The following is a 22,200-nucleotide window of genomic DNA, read 5'->3' on the forward strand; positions in this document are numbered from 1 at the left end:
CTCCTCTCCGGTTCTGCTTCCAGCCTGCGGCGACCTGAATCAGAAGTCCAACAGATGCTTCTGATGGGAACTAGAATCAGCGGTTATGGACTTGCGGCAGCTGGAGTACTTCGTGGCGGTGGCCGAGGAGCGGAACTTCACCCGGGCCGCGCAGCGCGTGCACATCAGCCAGTCCGGGGTGAGCGCGCAGATCCGGCGGCTGGAGAAGGAACTCGGCGCCGAGCTCTTCGACCGCTCGGGGCGGTCGGCCGAGCTGACGGTGGCGGGCGAGGCGGCGTTGGAACACGCGCGGGCCGCGCTCGCCGCGGCGGGGGCCGTCGGGCAGGCCGTCGGGGAGGTCACCGGGCTGCTGCGCGGGAATCTCGGCGTCGGCATGGTCATCGGGTGCACCGTGACGCCGTTGTTCGACGCGCTGGCGGCCTTCCACGAAGCCCATCCGGGAGTGGAGCTGTCGCTGCGGGAGGACAATTCGGACCGGCTCGTCGCGGACGTCCGCACCGGGTCGCTGGATCTCGCGCTGATCGGCGCCGAGACCGAACCCGAAGGCCTGGACTCCCTCACGATCGTCGCGGAACCGCTGGTCGCAGCCGTCCCGGCGGGTCACGAGCTGGACGGGAACGCGGTGTCGCTCGCCGAGCTCGCCGCGCACCCCGTGGTGTGCATGCCCTCGGGAACCGGGCAGCGGGCGGTGTTCGACCGGGCGTGCGCGGAACGCGGTGCGCAGCCGACGATCGCGCTGCAGGCCGGCGCGGCGCAGGCGATCGCGGATCTGGCGGCGCGCGGGCTCGGGGTGGCGATCCTCAGCCGGTCGATGGCCGCCGAGTTCGACGAGCTCACCGCGGTGCCGATCACCGATGCCACCGAGCCCGCGCTGCTCGCCCTGACGTGGCGGCCGGGTGCCGGAGCGGCGGCGCGGGAGCTGGTTCGCTACTGCTGTGCGGCTTTTCGGATTTCGGTTGACCAGGTTTGCAGGAGCGAGGTGACCGCGCGGTGAGCGTCGGGGGTGTCCGGGAAGCGGGTGCGGGCGTGGACGCCGTCGGCGGTGCGGGCCAGCCACAGCTGCACGTCGTCGGCCGGGGCCGTGCCGGAAACGTGCTGGGCGGACGGGGTTTCCGGGAGCCTGCGGTAGTCGATGTAGGAGACCATGAACACGTCGCGGCGGTCCGCGCGCAGCGGTCGCGGCAGCGAGGACAGGACCTGGTCCAGCGGGGGTTCGGCCCGCTCGCGTCCTCGCGCGAGGTGTTCGCCCATGCGGGTCAGGTCGGGGTCGGCCCAGACGGGGACGGTGGTGGTGAACCAGCCGACGGAGTCGGCGTCCTCGGGGCCCCGCGTCTGCACCGGCACCAGCACCGGCAGCACTTCCCCCACGGCCGAGGCCATCGTCGACAGCAGCGCCCCGAAGGTCGTGGTGCCCTTCGCGCGGGCGACCTCGCTCAGCGCGGCCGTGGTCCGGGAATCGGCCAGCAGCCGCCGATCCGTGGCCTGCTCCGCGGTTTTCCCTTCCGGCACACCGGTTTTCACCGGCGACACGGGTAACCGGTAGTCGACGGCGTCCAGGAACTCGCGCCAGCTCGCCATCGCGGGACCGGACTCCTCCGACGGCTGCGACCACTCCGCCACCCGCGCGGCGAAGCTCCCCGCCGCCGGTAGCTCGTCCCCGGTGTAGAGCGCGTGAAGATCCCTCGCGATCAACGCGATCGAGTGCGCGTCCACGTGGGCGTGATCGAACCCGCACACCACCGTCGAACTCCCCGGCCGCGACACCGCCACCAGCACGAACGCCGGAAACGACCCCGGCGCGCACTCCCGATCCAACAACTCCCGCACCCGCGCCCGGTCAAATCCTGCGGTATTCGTCGGGTCGAAAACTGCGGTATTTGACCGGTCGAATACCGCAGTTTTTGACCGGTCGAATATTGCGGTATTTGCCCCGGGGAGGTCGGGTGAGGGTGGGAGGGGGTGGACGGTGAGGTGGGTGGGGTTGTGGCGGACGGCGGTGGTGGTGTCGGGGTGGAACTCGTGGTGGAGGGAGTCGTGCCTGCTCACCAGTGCTTTGAAGGCTTGGGTGAGGGCTTGGTCGTTGATCGGGCCTTCGACTTCGAAGGTGGCCGCCAGCCAGACGGCGGGGTTGCCCGCTGCGGCGGAGGCGAGGTGGTTGCGCTGGTTGACCGACAGCGCGGCGGGTTCCGGGGTGCCGGTCGGGGTGACGGTCCAGGCGCGGACGTCGCCCGGGGCGAGGTGCCAGAGGTCGGCGGCGGTGACGTGCATGGTCAGCCGGCGGCGCTGCGGAAGATCTCCCGCAGCCGGCCGTGGTAGGTCTCGACCGTCTCGCGGGCCTGGGCCGTGTCCGGGACCTGGGCCAGCAGGTAGAGGCTGTCGGCGTCCCGGTTGATCCACATCGAGGCGTTGGAGGTGCGGCCGGTGCCGGTGAAGTGCACGCCGCGCTCGTCGGCCGGGCGGCCCGCGCCGGGGAACCAGCGCAGGTCGAGGTACGACAGCAGCTGGGGGCTGCCGATGTCGGCCGGGGTGCAGGTGCCGGTGCGCAGGAGGGTGTCGACGACCAGGTGGATCGGGGCCCGGGCGAGCTGCTTGGCGTGCCGCAGCGCGTCCTGCGCGCGGTGCGCGAGCTCGCCGAAACCGGCGTCGCCGACCTCGAACTCGACCGGGGCGAACGTGCAGAACCAGCCCTGCGACCGGGAGTACGGACCGCGGTCGCGGGTGCTGAGCACCGTCATGCCGAAGTAGTGGTCCCGCCCGGCCAGCTCGCGCTCGGCGGCGGCCACGGCGGCGAACACACCACCGCTGATCCGCGCGCCCGCCGCCTTGCAGGCGCGGTCGAAGGCGGTGACCTCGTCACCTTCGAGGAACGTCAGGGTGCGGATGCGCACCGGCGCCTTCTCGCCCTCCTCCAGCCCCAGCGGCAGCGGGAACCGGGGAAGCCGGTTGCCGTGGGAGGACACCATCCGCAGCCACTCGCGGACTTCGGGCGATTCGGCGGTGAAATCCGTTGCGGCCTTGCGCTGTTCCTCCACGTAGTCGCGGAAGTCCCCGCGCTCCTCGGGTTTCGGCAGCGCGCCCTCGACGACCTCGGGTCCGCCGGGAGCGGCGAGCTCGGCGGCGTAGAGGTCGGCGAGCTCGGATCCGAGCAGGATCTGCGAGGCGCCGTCGGTGAAGGCGTGGTCGCAGCCCCAGAACAGGCCGAACCCGCCGGGCCGCTCGACGACGCCGAAGGCGAAGCCGGGCCAGGAGTCGGGCGTGCACTCCTCGTCGAAGCGGGAGGTCAGGTGCTCCTGCAGCGCGGCGTCCCAGTCACCGCCGTCGACCGGGACCTCCTCGACCTCGAAGTCCACGGCCTCGGCCGGGACCAGGTGCCGCACGGGTTCCGGGCCGGAGAGGTCGAACCAGGTGCGGAAACCGCCGTGGGTGCGCACGAGTCGCCGCAGGGCGCGCGTCATCGCGTCGCGGTCCAGGTCGCCGTCGACGTCGGTGGCCACGCCGGTCCACGCGCGGTTGCGGCCCAGCGCCCGGAACGCGCCCAGGTGGTCGGATTGCAGGTCCGACGGCGGGCCCGGGTCGACCGGGGCGTCGGCGGCGGCAACGCGGGCCGCGGGCGTGGGACTCCAGCGCAGGACGCGGCCGGGCGCGGTGCGCCAGTCGGCCATCGCGGCGAGCTTCACGCGCCCACCTCCAGCGCTTCCGGAGCGCCCAGGACCTCGGTGAACTTCTTCTCGAACCCGGTGATCAGGCCCTCCACCGCGAGCAGCGAGTGCTCGGAGCGGCCGCAGCGGGCCGAGACGCTGATGCCCTCCTCGGAGTGCACCAGCCACAGGTAGACCTCGTCCCGGCTGGGTTCGGGGCTGCGCAGCGCGCGGGCGTTCCACTCGGGCCAGCGCTCGGCGCCGGGCACCTTGCGCACGTCCACGTAGGACATGACGAAGCGCGGTTCGGCATCCAGCTCCAGGATCTCGGCGACGCGCGCGAAGGAGGTCTTCACGCAGCCGCGACCGGCCGAGATGCCGGCGCGGGTGCGGGCCACGACCTCGGCGAAGTCGGTGACGCCGCCCAGGTCGACGTCCACCGGGCACAGCCCCACGTACCAGCCGACGGCTCCGGCGTGCCGCCGGTCGCTGCGGGTGTGCATCGGCAGCACGAACCGCAGCCGCTCGGAGCCGGTGCGCTCCCGCATCGCCAGGGCCAGCGCGGCGAGCACTCCCGACTGCGGGCCGGTGCCCAGGTTCGAGCACACCCGCTCCATGCGCTCGGCGTCGGCGGGCCGCACCGCCCACCGCGACAGCGAGTGCTGCGGCAGCTCCGGCGGCGCGGGGACCTGCGGCGAGGCGCCCTGCATCGCCGGGAACTCGCCGTCGCGCAGGAACTCGCGCCAGTGCGCCACCACCGGGTGCTCGGCGTCGACGACCTCCGACAGGGAGCGGGCGGCGGCGCTGTGGTCGACGTGGCTGCCGACGTCGAGCGCGGCCATCTCCCCGTCGTGGTCGCCGGCCAGCGCGCGCTCGTAGAGCTCGACGATCTCGCCGAAGAACAGCAGCTGCGAGTAGGCGTCCATGACGCTGTGATCAGCGCCGAAGGCCAGCACGAACCCGTCGTCGCCGACGACGGTGGCGAACCGGCAGTGCGGCCAGCGGTCCGGGGTGACGCCGGCGAAGAACTCGGCGATGAGGTCGTGGGCGGCCGCGCCGGTCAGCTCCCCGCGCGGCTGCGGCTCGACGTCCACGGCGTCCTCGGCGACCAGGTGCCGCCGCCAGGACTCGCCGTCGCGGCTGACCGTGGTGCGCAGCGCCTCGTGCCGGGCGACCCAGGCGCGCAGCGCGCGGCGGAGAGCACCGGCGTCGTGGCGCAGCGGGATGCGCAGCACCGAGCCGATCCAGGACCCGGCTGCGGCCGAGGCGAGGTGCGCCTCGTGGTCGTGGGTGAGCCTGCGGTCGTCATCGGTCCACGACTCCGCGTCGCACACCGGGGACCACGTGGTGACCGCGCCGTCCGGCAGCGGGTAGTCGGATAATTCGGTGTATTCCACGTCGCGATCTCCCGGGTATTTCAGCAAGTGCTCCACGCGCAATCCCCGTTGACCGGCGGAGCACGCAGATTAACCTCACAACAGACACCCGATCGAATGTGTTGATGGTCACCACAATGTCGGGTTCATGCCCGGACGGGCATTGGCCACAATCGGTACCACCTCGAAGCGAACTGTTTCAACCTGGTGAAACACGCCGGAACTCGGGGTTTTCCACAGCAGGAGGCGTCATTTTCCGCTCAGCACGACTCGAATTCGCCGACGATCTGTTCATGCGGCGTCATCGCGGACTCGGAACACCCGCGATAAACCAGTTCGGCTGGCGATTCGACAGCCCGCCCGATATGTCCGACGTGGAAATTTTCCATGAAGAAATCGCGAAGGGCGCGCTTTCCCGGAAAGTGGAACGCACGTGGGTTCCGGGTGCCCGGGACAGGTGGTCGCGCGCTTCCGGCCGCACGCCGCTGCACGTCGAACCGGAACCCGTCGCCGACGTGCTGGGCTGGCTGGACGGCCGGGTCTCGGCGGACTTCGACCCGGCGACCGGGCTCGGCTGGCAGCTGTCGTTCGCCCGCACCACCGACGGCGGAGCCGTCCTGTCGCTGGTCGCGGCGCACGCGATCGCCGACGGCGCCGCGCTGCTCGACGCCGTGACCCGCGCCGACGGCGGAACCCCGGCCCCGGTGACCGAGCCGAGCGGCCCCCTGGCGGCGATCCTCGACGACCTCGCCGACGCCCGGAAGCAGCTGAGCGCCGCCGCCCGCTGGGTGCTCAACCGTCCGCGCGGCACGAAGAAGACCCCGCCACCGGCCAAGACCTCCCCGCAGGCCCCGGCGGACTGGCGGGTGCCGCACGTCGTCGTCGAGTGCGACAGCGCCGATCTCGCGAGAACCGCTGCCGCGCGCGGTGGTTCGGTCAACTCGCTGTTCGTGGCCGCGCTCTCGCGGGTGGCCGCGACCGCCGGCTGCGCCGACGCGGTGGTCCCGGCCGCACTTCCGGTCAGCGGCCGGGAGCCCGATGACGCGCGGGCGAACTCGACCCGCATCGCCGTCGCGGGACTGGACCGGTCGGTGCTGGACGAGCAGGACCTCGCCGAGGTCAAGGCCGAGTGCAAGCGCGCCTACCAGCGCCTCGCGGCCGCCTCCCCGGGTTCCCAGCCGCTGGCGCTGCTGCAGATGCTGCCGGACACCGTGGTGCGCCGGTTACCTCCGCCACCTGCGGCGACGGTGCTCGCCTCCAACGTCGGGCGGCTGCCCGGCGAGCTGTGCGGGGCGCCGGTGCGCAGCGTGTCGGCCACCGCCCACTACCCCGGTGCCGGGCCCGAGGAGGTCGCCACCATCGGCGACGGCGTCACCGGGTGGCTCAGCGACAGCGGTGAGCGCAGCACGATCTCGGTGTGCGGGCTGGCGCCCGGGCGGATCAACGACGTCGAGGAGCTGCGCGAGCTGGTGGTCTCGGAGTTCGCGGCGTGGGGAGTGGCGGTGCGCCCGTGGTGAACCGGCTGACCTTCGACGACGACCTGTTCCTGCGTTCCGAGCGGGTGCTGGGGATCCCGGTCACCAACCAGAGCGTGTGGCGGTTCGACCGCGCGCTGGACCCCGCCGAGCTCGACGAGCTCGCCCGCAGGCTGAGTGCCGGGCGGCTGGGCAGGCGCGTGGTGCGCGGCGCGTTCCCGGGCGCGCGGGCGCGCTGGGTGCCGTCGGAGACCGTGCCGCCGGTGGCGGTGCGCTCCGAACCGGTCGAGTCCGTGCTGAGCTGGGCCGACGCCGAGGCGGCGAAGCCCCTGGACCCCGTGCGCGGCCCCGGCTGGCGGCTGGCCTGCGCACCCACCGAGGCGGGCGGGTCGGTGTTGTCGCTGGTCGTCTCGCACGTCGTCGGCGACGGCGGGGTGCACGTGAACGCGGTCGTCGAGGCGGTGCGCGGGATCAGCGCGGGACGTCCGCCGGAGACACCGGTCCGCTGGTGGGACGACGTCCGCGACGCGGCCGGGCAGATCCGCCGCGCCGGACGCGGTGTGCTGCGCGCGGTGCGGGCCCCGAAGGGCTCGCCGCTGCCACCGGGCACCCAGACGTCCCGGACCCGCGAGCCCGTCGGCGACGACACCCCGGCGCTGCCGCCGTTCGCGGTGCTCGACTGCGACGCCGAGGCGTGGGACGCGGCCGCCGCGGCCCGGGGCGGGTCGGCGAACACGCTGTTCATCGCGGTGCTCACCGAGATCCTGCTGGCCTCCGGGCGGGTCTCGCCGGACGCCCCGATCAAGGTCTCGCTCCCGGTCAGCACCCGCGGCGAGCAGGACGACCGCTCCAACGCCACCACCGGCGTGTCCCTCGCGGTCACCCCGGCCGACGGTCGCGTCACCGACCTCGCCGCGATCCGCGCCGCCAGCAAACAGGCCTTCGCCGCAGCGGCCGACGAGACCCCGGCCCGCCTGCTGGAGCCGCTGGTCCAACTCCTGCCGGACGCGGTGGTCGCCAGAACCGCCAAGAACTCGCCGGTTCCGCTGTGCCTGTGCTCGAACCTGGGCGAGCTCCCCCGGGAATTCGCCGCCCCCACGGGTTTTCCGGCCACCTCGGTGATGATGCGCTCGCTCACCGGCGGCACCAGCCCGGCGCTCCTGCGCGCCCGGGGCGGCGGCCTCACGGCCTGGCTCACCCGCACCGGCGGCACCCTCACGCTCGCGATGCTCGCCCTGGACCCCGACCACGTCCCCGACACCCGAACCCTGCACACCCACACCGAAAACACCCTCGCCACCTGGAACATCCCGAACCGGGCGTGGGAAAAGCCGTGAGCCGACGTCAGTTCCGCACTCCGCTGCTGAACACGAACTGCAGGTACCAGCAGCGGAACCCCGGGTCCAGGAACAGCGAGCAGAAGCGGTCGAGATCGGCTTCCGCCGCACCGCGCGCGAGCAGGCCCGGGGAGAGCTGCACCGCGAGGTTGTGCACGTAGCGGCCCTGCGTGGAGCCGCCGACCAGCGGCTCGCTGAACAACCTGCTGCGCACGTCGGCGAGCCCAGCGGCCAGGTGCCCGTCCACCTCGAAACCCCAGTCGAACGACATCCCGTTGGCCCCGCTGAACGCCTCCTTCGCCTGGCCGAGCACGCGCAGGAACACCTCCACGTCACCGGGTTCCGGCGCGGCCAGCACGCGCGGCGGGTTGTGCAACGCCACCTCGCCGAGCGCGAGCATCCCGCCGGGCGCCAGCGCACCGGCCAGCTCGCGCAGCACGTGCTCCCGCCGCTGCAGGTGCATCAGCACCGCCCGGGCGTGGATGAGGTCGAACGGGCCGCCGGGCGGGACCCCGTCGTTGATGTCGTGCTGCAGCACGGTCACGCCGGGGAGGCCGGTGAGGTGCTCGGTGTCGAGGTCCACGGCGACCACCGACGCGCCCCGCTCGGCCAGCCAGCGGGCGATCGAACCGCTGCCCGCGCCGATCTCCAGGCACCGCGCTCCCGGGCGCGCGGCCGGTTCGACCAGCCGGTGCGTCGGCTCGTCGAGCATCTCCTGCAGCAGTTCCGTCTGCTCCCGCCCCAGGTCGGAGGCGGTCCGGAAGTGGTATTCGCCTGTCATCCGGACAGCGTGCGCAGCCCGGCTTGCACCGGGCTTGCACGCAGCGATCGTCCCGGCTCAGCAGTCGTCGGGGATCGCGCCTCCTGCTAGGGCTGCGAGGCGCTGGGCGTCGTCGTAGTAGCGGTCGCCGTCGGCGAAGTAGCCGTGCAGCATCCGGAACAGCACGGTGACCAGGTCCTGCATCCCCGCCTTCGCGGCGCTCTCCGCCGCGCACATCAGGTTGGGCCGCTCGGTGTCCAGCCACTTCACCGCCGACTCCTGGTTCGACAGCGTCGGCATCGCCACCGGGCGCGGCAGACCGCCCGCGTCCGGATCGCGCTCGGGGTGCAGGATGCGCATCGCCTGGTCGGCGGTGTGCAGGTAGAAGCCGAGCAGCCGGGCCACGATCGCCGGCCGGTCCTGCTCCAGCTCCGCGAGCTCGGCGGCGTAGTCGCCGAGCAGCGCGTGCATCTCGTAGCGCCCGTAACTGACCTCGGTGAGCAGGTGCGCGCGCACCAGCACGTCCAGCAGCCGCCGCGTGGTCTGCACGTCGTCGCAGCCCAGCAGCGCGGTGAGCGCGAAGACGCCGATGCGGTGCCCGGCGTGGCGGCAGGTGAAGCCGTAGAGCCGGAACAGGCGGGCGGCGTCGTCGGGCAGGTTGCGGTAGGACCAGGAGAACACCGCGCGCACCGACGTGTGCTCGTCGCCGGTGTCGAGCGCGTCGAGCCCGCGCTGCTCGTCGGTGAGCTCCTCCAGCAGGTCGGAGACGTCGCGGCTGCCGCTCTGGTGCAGCCGCTCGGCGGCGACCCGCAGCGCCAGCGGCAGCCGCGCGCAGCGCTCGATCAGCGGCTTCGCGGTGCCGGCGTTCAGCACGTCCTCGCCGAGCCGGTCGGTGAGCAGCGCGTGCGCCTCGCCGGGGTCCATGCGGTCGAGGACCAGCCGGTAGGCGCCGTCCCGGGCGGTGAGCCCGGACAGCGAATCGCGGCTGGTGACGACCACGAAGCTGGTGGGCGTGCCGGGCAGCAGCGGCCGGATCTGGCCGGGCGCGGCGGCGTTGTCCAGCACGATCAGCATCCGCCGCTGGTCGACGACGGTGCGGAAGCGGGCGGCGCGCTCGGTGGCGTCGGCCGGGATCGCGTCACCGGGGATGCCCAGCGCGCGCAGGAATCCGGCGAGCACCTCGGTGGTGGTCAGCGGCTGATCCGGGCCGTAGCCGCGCAGGTCGACGTAGAGCTGGCCGTCGGGGAAGCGCTCCCGGGCGGCGTGCGCCCAGTGCGTCACCAGCGCGGACTTGCCGACACCGGCGGTGCCCGCGACGACCGCGATCGGCACCTCGGCCTTCTCGCTGAGCCGGTCGAGCTCGGTGAGCTCGGCGTCGCGACCGATGAAACCCGGGACGTCGTGCGGGAGTTGGGCCGGGCGCGCGGGCGGGCGCGCGGTGGGCGGCTCGAACTCGATGTGCTCGCCGGCGAGGATGCGCTGCTCCAGATCGCGGAGCGCGGGACCGGGTTCCAGCCCGAGCTCGTCGACCATCGTGCGGCGGGCGCGGCGGTAGACCGCGAGCGCGTCGGCCTGCCTGCCCGCGCGGTACAGCGCGGTCATCAGCAGCGCGTGCAGGCGTTCCCGCAGCGGGTTCTCGCGGACCAGGTCGGAGAGCTCGGCGATGATGAAAGAGTGCCTGCCGCAATCGAGTTCGGCGGCGTGCAGCTGTTCGAGCCCGGCCAGCCTGCGTTCCTCGATGCGCTGCGCCTCACCGGCGAGCTCGGCGAGGTCGAGGTCCTGGTACGGCGTTCCGCGCCACAACCGCAGCGCCTGGCGCAGCAGGTCGGCGCGGCGCTGCGGGTCGAAGTTGCGCTCGGCGAGGTCGAGCAGCGTCTCGAACCGCTCCGAGTCGAGCTCGTCGGGTTCGACCTGCAGCAGGTACCCGCCCGCGTCGGAGACCAGGCGCTCGGGTTCGCCGAGGGTCTTGCGCAGCCGGTGCACCAGCAGGTGCAGCTTGCTGCCGCCGCGGCGCTCGGATTCGCCACCCCACAACGCCGTCGACAACCACTCGGCGGAGACCGGGGTGTTGGCGTGCGCGAGGAGCAGACCGAGCAGACGTTGCCGGAGGAGACCGGGAACCGGTACCTCCACGGTGCCGTGCCGCACCCGAACCGGCCCCAGCACGTCGAACCGCAACGGAATTCCACCCCCACGCAGAGAACGTAGATCACACCGATCTGCCGAGTTTCCTCGGTTTCGGGGGCCGCGCGCAAGAAATCCGGCGGTATTTCTTCCGAATTACCGCGAAGACGTCCTTGGTTTATTCCAAAAACGAGAAATCCGCTCTAGTCCACCGCGTGCGCCCGCAGACCGGCCAGCCGCGACAGCGCCGCGAATCCCTCGTCGGTGCCCGGCCAGTGCCGCTGCACGGCCTCCGAACCGGCCCTGCGGACCACCGAGCGCAGCACCGCCACGACGACGATCGCGTCATCGGCGTAGCCCAGCACCGGCACGAAGTCGGGCACCAGGTCGAACGGCAGCGCGAGGTAGGCCAGCAGCGCGCCCAGCCGGAACCGCACGCCGCGCGGCATCCCGGGGTCGGCGGCGAGCCTGCGCAGCAGGCGCAGCGTGTCCGGCAGCAGCCGCAGCGCCTCGGTCAGCATCCCCTTGCGCGGGCACATCACGAGCAGGACCACCACGAGCGCCAGCCACGCCAGCAGCAGCCCCGCGGCCAGACCCACCAGGGCGGTCACGATCGTCATCCTGCGAGTGTAACGGCGGTTAGACTTCGCTGGTAGTGACCGTGAGAGACCGCTCACTCGGTCTCGGCCGCGTAGACCCGCTCGGCGAAGGCGTCCAGCGCCCGGGCGCAGCGCTCGACGGCCTCGACCGCCTCCTCGCCGCGCGGGGCGCCGAGGCTGTCGCGGGCCCGGATCTTGTCCATCCAGCGGCGGAGCTTGGCGAGGTCCTCCTCGTTCTCCTCCAGCTCCGCGTAGGTGAACTTGCCCGCCGCGGACTCCTTGTCGAGCTCGGCCTGGAAGTCCTCGCAGCGCGACAGGACCTCGTCGTACTCGGCGTCGCGGGCGGCGTTGAACGCGGCGACGACCTCGTCCTGCCCGGCCAGCGCCTCGGCGCGCAGGAGCTGCCCGGTGCCGCCCATGCCCTCGATCTCGGCGCGGAGCTTGCGCAGCGTCCGCTCGGCCTCGGTCGAGGACGGCAGCACCGCCACCGAGTTCGCCAGGTACACCGCGCCGGCGGCCTTGAGCCGCCGCCACACTGTCGCCCGCAGCCGCGACGGCTCGCCCGGAACCCGGTACACCAGCATCAACCACGCCCCACCAGTCACTCCCCCAGTCTCGCGCACCGGGCGCCGCGCGGATCCCACAGCCCCCGTGGCCTGCGGAGACGGGTTGAGCCGGTGCGCTGAGATCGCTAGCCTGTGATGGGGGTCACGGTGGAGCTGCGTTCGCGATGGGCAGGTGGCTACCGGTGACGATCAGCGCGGAACCCGTCGCTCGGGCCCGGGAGGACTTCGCCGCCGGCCGCGACGTCGCAGCGGGCGTGCGCCCGGAGATCCTGGCGTCCTGGTCGCGCTGCCGCGACCGCTACGACGTCGATCCCGGCCTGCGCATCGCGCCCGCGGCGCCCGAGCACGCCGAGCACTGCCTGGAGCAGGAGGTCGTGCTCGCCGAGCTCGGCGGACTCGCCGCCATCGCGGGCCGGGAGATGGAGCGCTCCGGCGGCATCATCGCGGTCGCCGACGGCTCCGGCCGCGTCCTGGCCGCCTACGGCGACCCGGAGGCGCAGCGCCGCGCCGAGGCCAGCAACCTCGCCCCGCGCGCCACCTGGGCCGAGGACACCACCGGCACCAACGGCCTGGGCACCGCCCTGGAGACGACCGGCCCGGTGACCGTCACCGGCGCCGAGCACTGGTGCGAGGGCTTCCACGACTGGGCCTGCACGGGCATCGCCGTGCGCGACGTCGTCACCGGCTCCCCCATCGGCATGCTCGACGTCTCCCGCTGGGGCGAGCCGCTGTCCGACCACGTCACCGGCTGGCTGGAGAGCGCGGCGGGCGGCGTGGAGGCCGAGCTGCACCAGCGCGCCGTGGCCGACGGGCGGCGGCTGGTCGCCGCGTTCGCCGAGCGGCGGACCCGCAACCCCCTGCTGGGCGTGGACGTCGGCGGTCGCGCCGTCATCGGCAACGACGCCGCCGAACCGCTGCTCGGACTCCCCGGGGCGACCCCGATGATCTCCCCGGGCGACCGCCGGGAGCCCGAAGCGGCAGAGCTGTCCACAGTGGTCAGATGGGCGGCCGGGCGGGCCTCCGGCTTCCCCGGCTGGACCGGCTCCGCGGTGGTCACCACGCCCTCCGGGGAGCAGCCCGTCACCCTCCGGCCGCTGCACGCGCAGGACCGGCTGATCGGCTTCACCTGCGAGTTCGGCGTCGCCGACGGCGAACCGCACACCCCGCGCGACGACCACGTTCCCTCCCCCGCGCCGGACCGGATCATCGGACTGCGCAACGAACGCCTGGTCGTGCTGATGCCCGCGGAGATCCGCTACGCCGAGGCCGACCGCAACACCGTGTGGCTGAGCACCGACCGGGGCCGCATCCAGGCCGCGATGCGCGGACTCGACCACGTCGACGAGGTCCTCACGCCCCACGGCTTCTGCCGCGTGCACCGGCGGTTCCTGGTGAACATGCGGCGCGTCGCCGAACTCGAACGCGGCGGCCGCGGCGAGCTGCTGCTCATCACCGACCCGCGCGCACCCGAGTTCATCCCGGTCGCCCGCAGGCACGTCGCCCAGGTCCGCCGCATCCTGGGCGTCTAGACCGCCCGTTCCCAGAACGGGGCCGTTCGTTGCGGATGATCTCCCGCCGGTGGTGCGGAAGGTTGCCCGCCGGTTTCGTCCGCTCCATGGTGATGTGAGATCCCGCCGGCGCGACGATGCGAGGTGTCATGGAATCGATGCTCGTGTTCGCCGCCGGTGCGGCGCTGCTGATCTACAGCGCGGAGAAGCTCGTCGGCTACCTGGTGGGAATGGCTGCGGGACTGCGGATCTCGCTGTTCCTGCTGGCGATCATCTTCACCGGCATCGAGTTCGACGACATCTTCCTGGGCGTGGCGCTCAACCTCGAGGACCTCGACGGCGTCGCGCTCGGCATCGTGTTCGGCACCGCCCTGTCGCTGCCGGGCGTCGTGCTGGCGGTGGCCGCGCTGATCACCCCGACGAAGGTGAGCATCCCTCGCGACTACCTGCTGCTGTTCGCCTGCGCGCCGCTGGTGCTGGCCGGGTTCGTGGCGTTCGTGCCGATGACCGCGCTCACCGGCGTGGTGCTGCTGGCGCTGTTCGCGGCGTTCCTCGGCTACGTCGTGGTGCGCGAGTCGCGGAGCTCGCAGCCGGTGTTCCGCGACGCCGAGCTCTACGAGGCCTACGCCGCGACCCGCGACGGCGGTGGCACGGCCGTGGCCGAGCTGCCGCCCGACGTGCCGGGGCGGCCCGGTTTCGCCGACCAGATGCCCTTCGCCTCGGCCCGCAGGCTCTCCGGCTGGGCCGGTGCCGGGCTCGCCGTCCTCGCCCTGGTCGGGCTCATCGTGGGCGCCTCGGCGACCGGGATGGGCACCGAGGGGATCCTCGAGGAGTTCGGCCTGGAGGGAACCCTGTTCGGCGCGACCATCGCGACGCTGGTGCTCACCGTCGAGGACATCTTCCTCACCGTCGAGCCCGCCCGGCGCGGCGCTCCGGAGATCGGCGTCGGCAACGTCATCGGCAGCGTGCTGTTCTCGGTGACCGGCAAGCTCGGCATCATCCTGCTGGCCGGCGGCCTGGTGGTCGACTCCAGCGTGCTCCGCTGGCACCTGCCCGCGCTGGTGGTGCTCACGGCGCTGGCCGCCGCGTTCCTGGCCACCGGCCGCCTGCGCCGCTGGCACGGCGTCGTCCTGCTCGCCGGCTACGTCCTGTACTGGGCGGTCAGCTACGGCGTCCTCGGCGTCGTCCCCGCCGACCTCGACTGATCGCGAAAACCGCGTACCACCAGGCGAAATCGATCTCGTCGAACTGAATTGCTCCCCGTCCCGGCGGCAACCTCGCGTGCTGCCGGGACGTCTGCCGGGTGTACGCCGAAACCGACTCACTGGGGGAACGACGATGCGACGTGCACTGGGGATCGCAGGCGCGCTGGCGGCGGCGCTGACCGTCGGCGGCACCGGACTGGCCCACGCCCAGCAGGAACCCGTCCCGCTCGGACCGGACTGCTACAAGGGCCTGTGCCTCGGCCAGACCGAGCAGGAGGCCCTGGCCACCGGACTGGTCGTCGACGAGACGCCCGGCGCGCCCGCCGAAGGCTGCAACATCCTCGACTTCCGGCCCGAGGAGGGCCAGGGGCACCCGGGCAACGGGATCTTCGTCCACCCCGAGCACGGCGTGGTCGAGATCCAGGGCACCGACAACATGACCACCACCGAGGGCGTGGGCTTCGGGCAGACCCTCGACCAGGTGCGGGCCACCTACCCGGACCTCTACAACGTCCCGCCGCTGGACTTCACCTACGCCCACGACATCCCCGGGAATCCGGGCGTGCGCTACATCTTCGCGTTCAAGGACGACGGCTACCTGTCCGACTTCGGCCTGGAGGACGCCGCGGGCATGGACGCCTGCTGACGCCCGTCACGGGCGGCGGGCCACGGCGAACACCGACTGGCCGAACGGCATCCGCAGGCGGGACTCGATGCGACGCTCGACCGGCACGTAGAGCTTGTCGTAGGCGGTGAGCATCGGTCCCTCCTTCGGACGCCCGCCCAGCAGCCGGCAGGTCACGTACCAGGCCAGCAGGCCGGGACCGTTGATGTAGTGGCAGTGCTCCACGATCAGCCCCGCCTCGGTGAGCGCCCGGGAGAGCCCGGCCGTGCGGTAGCGGCGGTGGTGCCCGATCGCGCGGTCGAACCGGCTCATCGCGAACTCGAACGCGGGCACGACCAGCACGATCGCACCGCCGTGCCGCAGCAGGCCGGAGAACGAGCGCAGCGCGCCCACGTGGTCCTCGATGTGCTCCAGCACGTTGTAGGCCACGACCGTCGAGTAGTCCGCGGTCTCGGAGATCGGCACCGTCAGCTCGCGGACCGTCACCCGCGCGTCGTGGGCGAAGCGCTCCCGCAGCGTGCTCAGGCGGCTCTCGTCGGCTTCGCTGGCGGTGATGCGGGCACCCATGTCGGCCCACTCGGAGGCGTAGTGCCCCAGACCCGAGCCGATCTCCAGCACGTCGTCACCGAAGTGCGGAAAACCCAGCGAGCACAACCACTTCCGGTAGTTCACCGCCGAGGTGAGGTCCTCCAGCGCGTCGGACTGCAAGTGCGTGTCACCGCTGATCTGCGTCATCGGATTCTCTTTCCTAGAGGACGAATTCGTACTTGAAAGCGCTGCTGAGCAGCGCGTAGAACACCAGGACCACGATGGCCACCTCGGTCCCCCGCAGCAGGCGGGCGCTCGGGACGTCCAGCCGCAGCGGGATCACCCGCGCCAGCACCGCGACGGCCACGACCACCAGCGGCAGGAAGTAGCGGCCCTGCATTCCCTCGATCTGGTACCGGCCGACCGGGGAGAACTCCAGGTAGAGCGTGCCGAACAGCGCCGCCGCGCCGACCAGCACGATCACGGCGGCGATGATCCACTGCGCGCGGGTGCCGCGCATCCGGTCGGTGATGCCGAAGGCCAGCGAGCCCGCCGCCAGCGTCGCCAGCCCGGCCGTCCCCGGGGCCAGCACGAAACTGCTGCCGAACACCCCGAAGAAGCCGGCGACGATCGGCTGCTCCTGGCTCACGAAGGTCCTGGCCAACAGCCCGGGCACGTCGCTGAGGTGGGTGAGCAGGTACTGGATCTGCAGGCCCGGGTCGACGACCTCGTTCGGGCGCATGACCTTCATGCCCTCGCTGGTCTTGGCCGACAGCGCCGTCCAGATCCCGAACCCGGTGATGCCGACGGCGGTCGCGGCGATGCCCGCCCAACGGCGCACGGCCATCCGCGGGCCCGGGACGAACGGCAGCAGCAGCACCATCAGCACGTAGGTCGGTTTCGCCAGCGGCAGCAGGACGGCCGCGGCCAGCAGCAGCGCGGTCTCCCAGCGCGACAACCGGTTCGCGAGGAACACCGCCTTGACGAACAGCGCGCCGAACAGCAGCGCCAGCGCGTTGGTGAGCGCGTCCGCGGTGATCATCGCGGCCACGAACATTGTCATCGGCATCAGCGCCACCACGAACACGACCCACCGGAACCGCAGTCCGCGCAGTGCCCGCAGCGCCAGCCAGACGATGCCGGTGAAGGTCAGCACGTCGGCCAGCCGCATCAGCGTCAGCGCCAGCCCCACCGATCCGTCGACGATCTCCACGGCGCGCAGCGCCAGGGCGCTGGGGACGTAGGCGACGGGCGAGTACGAGGAGGTGTTGACGAATCCCACGTCCACCAGCGGCGCGTTGAGCGGCTGGGCGAGCCGCTCGGCGTACCCCTCGGGGCGCGTGACGGCGTGCTCCGGGAACTCGGGAACGTTGTTGAAGCCGTCGGCGGCGAAGAACGACAGCTCGGCGACGGTCTCCGGGATGGGCCCGCCGTAGATGCCCGGGTTCCCGGGGACGACCTGCGGCAGGAAGCGGCCGTGGTCGACGGCGTAGGCGCGGGAGAAGTGCGTGGTCTCGTCGAAACCCCACAGCGGCGGTGTGATCAGCGAGAACGCGCAGCCGAACAGCAGGCTCAGCGCCACGAACACCAGTCCGCACGGGTCCTTCAGCCGATGGCGGCGCGGTGCCGGGGGCGCGGCGGGTTCCGCGACGTCGTCAACGTGCTCGAACGCGGTGGTGTCGGTATTCGTCACTTTCATCTCCGTGGTCGTCGAGCGCGGGCAGCGCGAGGTAGGCCAGGCGCGTCGCCTCCCGGCGGGAGCGGCGCAGGCCGTCCAGGACGAGGCCGCTGACCAGCATCAGCAGGGCCAGGATCATCAGCGAGGAGGCCAGCAGCGCGGTGGGCAGCCGGGGCACGGCGCCGGTCTCGGCGAACTCGGCGATCACCGGGATGCCCAGCAGCAGGCCCGCGGCGGCCATCACCATCGAGATCACCCCGAAGTACAGCAGCGGGCGCTCGTGCCGGGTGAGCTCGGAGATCAGCCACAGGATGCGGCTGCCGTCGTGGACCGTGCGGAGCTTGCTCTCGCTGCCCTCGGGGCGTTCCTTGAACTTGACGGGCACCTCGACCTGCGGGACGCGGAGGTTCATCGCGTGCACGGTCAGCTCGGTCTCGATCTCGAACTCCCGCGACTGCGCGGGGAAGGACTTCACGAACCGCCGCGACAGCACCCGGTAGCCGCTGAGCATGTCGCGCACCGGCATCCCGAACAGCGAGCCGACCAGCAGGTTGAACATGCGGTTGCCTGCCGCGTGGCCGCGCCGGTAGGCCGAGCCGGTGCGGGTGCCGATGACGTGGTCGTACGGGCCTTCCAGCAGCGCGGCGACGAGCTCGCCCGCGCGGGAGGCGTCGTAGGTGTCGTCGCCGTCGATAAGCAGGTAGACGTCCGCGTCGATGTCGGCGAAGGCCCGCCGGACGACGTTGCCCTTGCCCTTGAGACGTTCCCGGCGCACGATCGCGCCGGCCCGCTCCGCCATCTCGGCGGTGCTGTCGGTGCAGTTGTTGTCGTAGACGTAGACGGTGACGCCGGGAACGGCCTCGCGCAGGTCGCGGATGACCGCGGTCACCGAGACGGCCTCGTTGTGGCAGGGCACGATCGCGACGATCCGCGGGCCTGCGGGCTCGGGGAGCGGGCGCAGCTCGGTCGTGGAGGAGAACACGGAATCTCCCGAAACTGTGAAAGCGATTTGCGAATTCACGGTTCATTCGTGCAAGCTGACCGTGGAAGGAACGCCCGGCACCGTAGCGCAACACCGGCTTCCCCCTTAAATTCGGATGGAATTGCGAGCCAACCCTCGCCCCATCGAGGGAATTGCGCTCATCAGTCCGGATGAATTCTCGTGCGCTCCCGGGAATTCGGCTGGAGGGTCGCGAAACGTGACATCACTGCTGGGCAAGATCGCGCGCTACGGCGTCGTGGGACTGATCAACACGCTCGTCTACTACGGGGCCTACCTGTTCCTGCGCGGAGCCCTCCCGTACTTGGTCGCACACCTGATGGCGATGGTTCCCGCGGTGATCGTGTCCTATTTCCTCAACTGCCGATTCACGTTCCGCACCCGGCCGTCAATGCGAAAATTCCTCCTCTTTCCGCTGACCAACATCACCAATTTCGCGGGCGTGACGGTGTTCCTCTACGTGCTCGTCGAATTCTTCGGGATGGACCAGCGGACGGCCCCGCTGCTGGCCACCGTCCTCGCCGTCCCCGCGACCTTCGCCGTCACGCAGCTGGTGCTGACCCGAACGCCGTCGCGGTCCCGAGCGGGTGCGGGAGGGGGACAGTTTTAGCCATAATTGACCGGGCAAAACGGACATTGATCATGGGTGATTATGGCTAAAACTGTCCCCTGCCCCGGGACACACCCCACGTGAGACGCGAAACAGCCCCGGAACCACGCGGTTCCGGGGCTGCTCGGTGGCGCGGAACCCTCAGAGCGCTCGCCAGTCCAGGACCTCGTCCGCGAGGTCGGTGATGGTGGCGAGCAGACCCAGGCGGGCCTGGCGGAGGTCGGCGTCCTCGGCCATGACCATGACCTCGTCGAAGAACCGGTTGACCGGATCCACCAGGCGACCCGCGGTCGCGGTGAACTCCGCCAGCGTCGTGGTGCCCGACAGCTGCTGGGCGACCTCGGCGACCACGGCGTGCAGGTCCCGCTCGGCCTGGTCGGTGAGCACGTCCGCGTCGTAGGCCGCCACCGTGCCCTCCGGCACGATGCGGCGGGCCCGCTGGATCACCGCGACCAGCGCCCCGAAGTCCTCGTCGTGGATCCGCTTCTCCAGCTCCGCCAGCGCCGCGTCCGCCAGCACCGGGGTGTCGGCCAGCGGCAGGACCGCCTGCACGAGCCGGTGCTCGTGACCGGCGTCGAGGAGCTGCTGCTCGTAGCGGCGGACGATGAACTCGTGCGCCTCGGCCAGCGCCTCGTCGCTGAGCGTCGTGCCCTGCTCGGCGACCTGCGCGCGAGCAGCCTCCAGCCCGGCCCGCAGCGTCACCGCCGCCGCGGCCGGGGTGGCGCGCAGGATCGTCACCGCGCCACCGGCGGCGCGGCGGAGCCCGAACGGGTCCGAGCTACCGGTCGGGTTGGCGCCGATCGCGAACAGGCTCGCCAGCAGGTCGAACCGGTCGGCCAGCGCGAGCACCGCGCCCGGGTTGCTCTCCGGGAGCGCGTCCCCGGCGCCGCGCGGCTGCTCCATCTCGGCCAGAGCCGTTGCCACGGCGGGAGTTTCGCCCGCACGCACCGCGTACTCGCGGGCCATCGTCCCGGCCAGGCCGGACAGCTCGACGACCATCTGCGAGGCCAGGTCGAACTTCGCCAGCTCACCGGCCCGCGCCACGGTCGCCCGGTCGGCCTCCGACAGGCCGGTGGCGTCGCCGAGAGCGACCGCCACGCGGGCGATCCGGTCGGCGCGGTCGGCCATCGAGCCCAGCCGCTCCTCGAAGGTCAGCTTGTGCAGGCCCTCGCGCAGCTCCTCGGGCTTGCGCTTGAGGTCGGCGCGCCAGAAGAACGCGGCGTCCTCGTAGCGGGCCCGCAGCACCGACTCGTTGCCCTCGCGGACCAGGTCGGTGTCGCAGTCGCCGTTGGCGACGGTGATGAAGTGCGGCAGCAGGCCGTTCTCTCCCCGCACCGGCAGGTAGCGCTGGTGCTTGCGCATCACCGTGGTGAGGATCTGCTCGGGCAGCTCCAGGTAGCGCTCGGCGAAGCCGCCGAGGATCGGCGTGGGGCTCTCCACCAGGTTGGTGACCTCGTCGACCAGGCCCGCCTCACCGGCGAAGTCGACGGTGCCGCCGACGCCGGCGGCGAGCTCGGTGGCCGCGCCGACGATGCTGCGGCGGCGCTCGGCGGCGTCGGCGACGATGCCGTGCCCGGCCAGGAACTCCAGGTAGCCGTCGGCCGAGGCGACCTCGACCACCGGCTCGGCCGCGGTGCGGTGAACGCGGGTGGTGGTGCCGCTGACCAGCGAGGACACCGCCACCGGCAGCGGGGTGTCGCCGAGCAGCGCCAGCAGCCAGCGCACCGGGCGGCTGAACGACAGCTTCGGGTCGCGCCAGCGCATGTTCTTGTCGGCCCGCAGCTCGCCGACCAGCTGCGCCAGCAGCTCCGACAGCACGACGGGGGCGGTGCGGCCCTCCTCGGTGCGCACCACCGCGACGTGCTCGGTGCCGTCGACGTCGACGCGGCTGAGGTCCTCCGGCGCCACGCCGTGCTTGCCCGCGAAGCCCTGCGCGGCCTTGGTGGGCGCGCCGTCCGGGCCGAACGCGGCGGCGGTCTTCGGGCCGCGCACGGTGCGCTCGGCGTCCGGCTCGGCCGCGGCCACGTCGGCGACCTGCACGATGATCCGCCGCGGCGTGGCGAACGCGCTGATCTCGCCGTGCGCCAGGCGGGTTCCGGCGAGCTTGGCCTCCAGCGAGTCCCGCACCGAAGCGGCCATCGTGGACACGTCGGCGTGCGGCAGCTCCTCGAGGCCGATCTCGAACAGCAGCGTCGCCGGCTCGCTCACCTCGGGCAGGTCCCCGGCGGTGGCGGCGGGCGAGGCCTCGACCACGCCGAGCGGGTGGCCGAGCTCCTCGCGCCGCTCGGCCCACAGCTGGGCGACGCGTCGGGTGAGGCTGCGCATCTGCCCGAACGCCTTGGCGCGCTCGGTGGTGCTGATGGCGCCGCGCGCGTCGAGCACGTTGAACATGTGGCTGCACTTGAGCACGTGCACGTACGCCGGCGAGGGAAGCCGCAGGTCCAGCAGCCGGTCCGCTTCGGCGGCGCTGGTGTCGAACATGCGGTGGGTGGCCTCGATGTCGGCGTCGTCGAGGTAGTAGCGGCTCATCTCGTACTCGGACTGGCCGAAGATCTCGCCGTAGGTGACGCCGTCGGAGTACCGGATGTCCTTGAAGTGGTCGACGCCCTGCAGCGCCATGATGATCCGCTCGATGCCGTAGGTGATCTCCACCGACACCGGGTCGAGCACCAGGCCACCGGCCTGCTGGAAGTAGGTGAACTGCGAGATCTCCAGCCCGTCGAGCCACACCTCCCAGCCCAGGCCCCAGGCGCCCAGCGCCGGGGAGGCCCAGTTGTCCTCGACGAACCGGATGTCGTGCGCCTTCGTGTCGACGCCGAGGGCTTCGAGGCTGCCCAGGTAGAGCTCCTGCGGGTTGCCCGGGTCGGGCTTGAGGATCACCTGGAACTGGGTGTGGGTCTGCAGCCGGTTCGGGTTCTCGCCGTAGCGGGCGTCATCGGGCCGGACGCTGGGCTCGACGTAGCCGACGTGCCACGGCTCCGGCCCGAGCACCCGGAGCATGGTGGCGGGGTTGGCGGTGCCGGCCCCGACCTCGGTGTTGAACGGCTGCATGATCATGCAACCTCGTTCGGTCCAGTAGCGTTGCAGCGCCAGCAGCGCGTCCTGCATCGTCGGTGTGCTGCTCTCGGTCACCGGTCCCGAACCCTTCAATCGCCCGTGCTCACGTGGATA

Annotated in this window: 18 protein-coding genes; 7 read left to right on the forward strand and 11 right to left on the reverse strand. The window is 72.0% G+C overall.

The window, feature by feature from the left end; genetic code table 11:
* Window positions 1-85 precede the first annotated feature (85 nt).
* On the forward strand, window positions 86-994 hold the full coding sequence (locus BM424_RS07560) for a LysR family transcriptional regulator (RefSeq protein ID WP_093414919.1): 909 nt from the start codon (window positions 86-88) through the stop codon (window positions 992-994).
* Here BM424_RS07560 and BM424_RS07565 read toward each other — a convergent pair.
* The 3 genes from BM424_RS07565 to BM424_RS07575 are packed head-to-tail and all read right to left on the reverse strand — an operon-like array spanning window position 928 to window position 5,035.
* Window positions 928-2,268: a condensation domain-containing protein gene (locus BM424_RS07565; protein WP_093414920.1), complete on the reverse strand. Its 1,341-nt coding sequence runs from the start codon at window positions 2,266-2,268 to the stop codon at window positions 928-930. The genes BM424_RS07560 and BM424_RS07565 overlap by 67 nt on opposite strands.
* A gap of 2 nt (window positions 2,269-2,270) precedes the next feature.
* Entirely contained in the window at window positions 2,271-3,677 is a 1,407-nt protein-coding gene (locus tag BM424_RS07570) for a condensation domain-containing protein (RefSeq protein WP_093414922.1), read from the reverse strand.
* Window positions 3,674-5,035, reverse strand: coding sequence for a condensation domain-containing protein (locus tag BM424_RS07575; RefSeq protein WP_175547974.1), 1,362 nt, complete (start codon window positions 5,033-5,035; stop codon window positions 3,674-3,676). Before BM424_RS07575 ends, BM424_RS07570 begins: the two co-directional genes overlap by 4 nt.
* Before the next feature lie 401 nt (window positions 5,036-5,436).
* On the opposite strand from BM424_RS07575, the gene BM424_RS07580 reads away from it, so the two are divergent.
* Entirely contained in the window at window positions 5,437-6,531 is a 1,095-nt protein-coding gene (locus tag BM424_RS07580; protein ID WP_093414925.1) for a hypothetical protein, read from the forward strand.
* Window positions 6,525-7,826 (forward strand): hypothetical protein, encoded by a 1,302-nt coding sequence (locus tag BM424_RS07585; RefSeq protein WP_093414927.1) that lies wholly within the window; start codon window positions 6,525-6,527, stop codon window positions 7,824-7,826. The genes BM424_RS07580 and BM424_RS07585 overlap by 7 nt, the downstream gene beginning before the upstream one ends.
* Before the next feature lie 7 nt (window positions 7,827-7,833).
* Here BM424_RS07585 and BM424_RS28345 read toward each other — a convergent pair whose 3' ends face one another.
* From BM424_RS28345 to BM424_RS07605, 4 genes are all read right to left on the reverse strand, one after another.
* Entirely contained in the window at window positions 7,834-8,607 is a 774-nt protein-coding gene (locus BM424_RS28345; RefSeq protein ID WP_139274022.1) for a class I SAM-dependent methyltransferase, read from the reverse strand.
* 57 nt (window positions 8,608-8,664) lie between these two features.
* Window positions 8,665-10,764, reverse strand: a complete 2,100-nt coding sequence (locus BM424_RS07595; protein ID WP_093414928.1) for an AfsR/SARP family transcriptional regulator — start codon at window positions 10,762-10,764, stop codon at window positions 8,665-8,667.
* 149 nt (window positions 10,765-10,913) lie between these two features.
* Window positions 10,914-11,330 (reverse strand): YkvA family protein, encoded by a 417-nt coding sequence (locus BM424_RS07600; RefSeq protein WP_093414929.1) that lies wholly within the window; start codon window positions 11,328-11,330, stop codon window positions 10,914-10,916.
* Between the two features lie 53 nt (window positions 11,331-11,383).
* On the reverse strand, window positions 11,384-11,914 hold the full coding sequence (locus BM424_RS07605; RefSeq protein ID WP_217649648.1) for a Chromate resistance protein ChrB: 531 nt from the start codon (window positions 11,912-11,914) through the stop codon (window positions 11,384-11,386).
* Between the two features lie 143 nt (window positions 11,915-12,057).
* Here BM424_RS07605 and BM424_RS07610 point away from each other — a divergent pair, with 143 nt between their 5' ends.
* The 3 genes from BM424_RS07610 (at window position 12,058) to BM424_RS07620 (ending at window position 15,234) form a co-directional block, all read left to right on the forward strand.
* On the forward strand, window positions 12,058-13,404 hold the full coding sequence (locus tag BM424_RS07610; protein WP_245775687.1) for a DNA-binding protein: 1,347 nt from the start codon (window positions 12,058-12,060) through the stop codon (window positions 13,402-13,404).
* A 128-nt stretch (window positions 13,405-13,532) separates the two neighbouring features.
* Window positions 13,533-14,588: a sodium:calcium antiporter gene (locus BM424_RS07615; RefSeq protein ID WP_093414934.1), complete on the forward strand. Its 1,056-nt coding sequence runs from the start codon at window positions 13,533-13,535 to the stop codon at window positions 14,586-14,588.
* 133 nt (window positions 14,589-14,721) lie between these two features.
* Complete coding sequence (locus tag BM424_RS07620) at window positions 14,722-15,234, forward strand: hypothetical protein (protein ID WP_093414935.1); 513 nt, start codon at window positions 14,722-14,724, stop codon at window positions 15,232-15,234.
* A 6-nt stretch (window positions 15,235-15,240) separates the two neighbouring features.
* On the opposite strand, the gene BM424_RS07625 is transcribed toward BM424_RS07620, so the two are convergent.
* The 3 genes from BM424_RS07625 to BM424_RS07635 are packed head-to-tail and all read right to left on the reverse strand — an operon-like array spanning window position 15,241 to window position 18,401.
* Window positions 15,241-15,948, reverse strand: a complete 708-nt coding sequence (locus BM424_RS07625; protein ID WP_093414937.1) for a class I SAM-dependent methyltransferase — start codon at window positions 15,946-15,948, stop codon at window positions 15,241-15,243.
* A gap of 13 nt (window positions 15,949-15,961) precedes the next feature.
* Window positions 15,962-17,434: a DUF2142 domain-containing protein gene (locus tag BM424_RS07630; RefSeq protein ID WP_175547975.1), complete on the reverse strand. Its 1,473-nt coding sequence runs from the start codon at window positions 17,432-17,434 to the stop codon at window positions 15,962-15,964.
* Window positions 17,397-18,401, reverse strand: a complete 1,005-nt coding sequence (locus tag BM424_RS07635; protein WP_245775688.1) for a glycosyltransferase — start codon at window positions 18,399-18,401, stop codon at window positions 17,397-17,399. The genes BM424_RS07630 and BM424_RS07635 overlap by 38 nt, the downstream gene beginning before the upstream one ends.
* A gap of 217 nt (window positions 18,402-18,618) precedes the next feature.
* Between BM424_RS07635 and BM424_RS07640 the strand changes: the two genes are divergently transcribed.
* Complete coding sequence (locus BM424_RS07640; RefSeq protein WP_245775689.1) at window positions 18,619-19,029, forward strand: GtrA family protein; 411 nt, start codon at window positions 18,619-18,621, stop codon at window positions 19,027-19,029.
* 141 nt (window positions 19,030-19,170) lie between these two features.
* Here the strand turns inward: BM424_RS07640 and BM424_RS07645 are convergent, their stop codons facing one another.
* The gene (locus BM424_RS07645; RefSeq protein ID WP_245775690.1) at window positions 19,171-22,161 is read right to left on the reverse strand and encodes a glycine--tRNA ligase; all 2,991 of its coding nucleotides are present in this window, start codon (window positions 22,159-22,161) and stop codon (window positions 19,171-19,173) included.
* Window positions 22,162-22,200: the final 39 nt, after the last annotated feature.

Source organism: Saccharopolyspora flava (assembly GCF_900116135.1).
Taxonomy (GTDB): domain Bacteria; phylum Actinomycetota; class Actinomycetes; order Mycobacteriales; family Pseudonocardiaceae; genus Saccharopolyspora; species Saccharopolyspora flava.

Excerpts from the sequence above, each read along its gene's own strand:
- BM424_RS07625 (WP_093414937.1), bottom strand. The coding sequence starts at position 15,948 with ATGACGCAGATCAGCGGTGACACGCACTTGCAGTCCGACGCGCTGGAG.
- BM424_RS07600 (WP_093414929.1), bottom strand. The coding sequence starts at position 11,330 with ATGACGATCGTGACCGCCCTGGTGGGTCTGGCCGCGGGGCTGCTGCTG.
- BM424_RS28345 (WP_139274022.1), bottom strand. The coding sequence starts at position 8,607 with ATGACAGGCGAATACCACTTCCGGACCGCCTCCGACCTGGGGCGGGAG.
- BM424_RS07620 (WP_093414935.1), top strand. The coding sequence starts at position 14,722 with ATGCGACGTGCACTGGGGATCGCAGGCGCGCTGGCGGCGGCGCTGACC.
- BM424_RS07615 (WP_093414934.1), top strand. The coding sequence starts at position 13,533 with ATGGAATCGATGCTCGTGTTCGCCGCCGGTGCGGCGCTGCTGATCTAC.
- BM424_RS07560 (WP_093414919.1), top strand. The coding sequence starts at position 86 with ATGGACTTGCGGCAGCTGGAGTACTTCGTGGCGGTGGCCGAGGAGCGG.
- BM424_RS07565 (WP_093414920.1), bottom strand. The coding sequence starts at position 2,268 with ATGCACGTCACCGCCGCCGACCTCTGGCACCTCGCCCCGGGCGACGTC.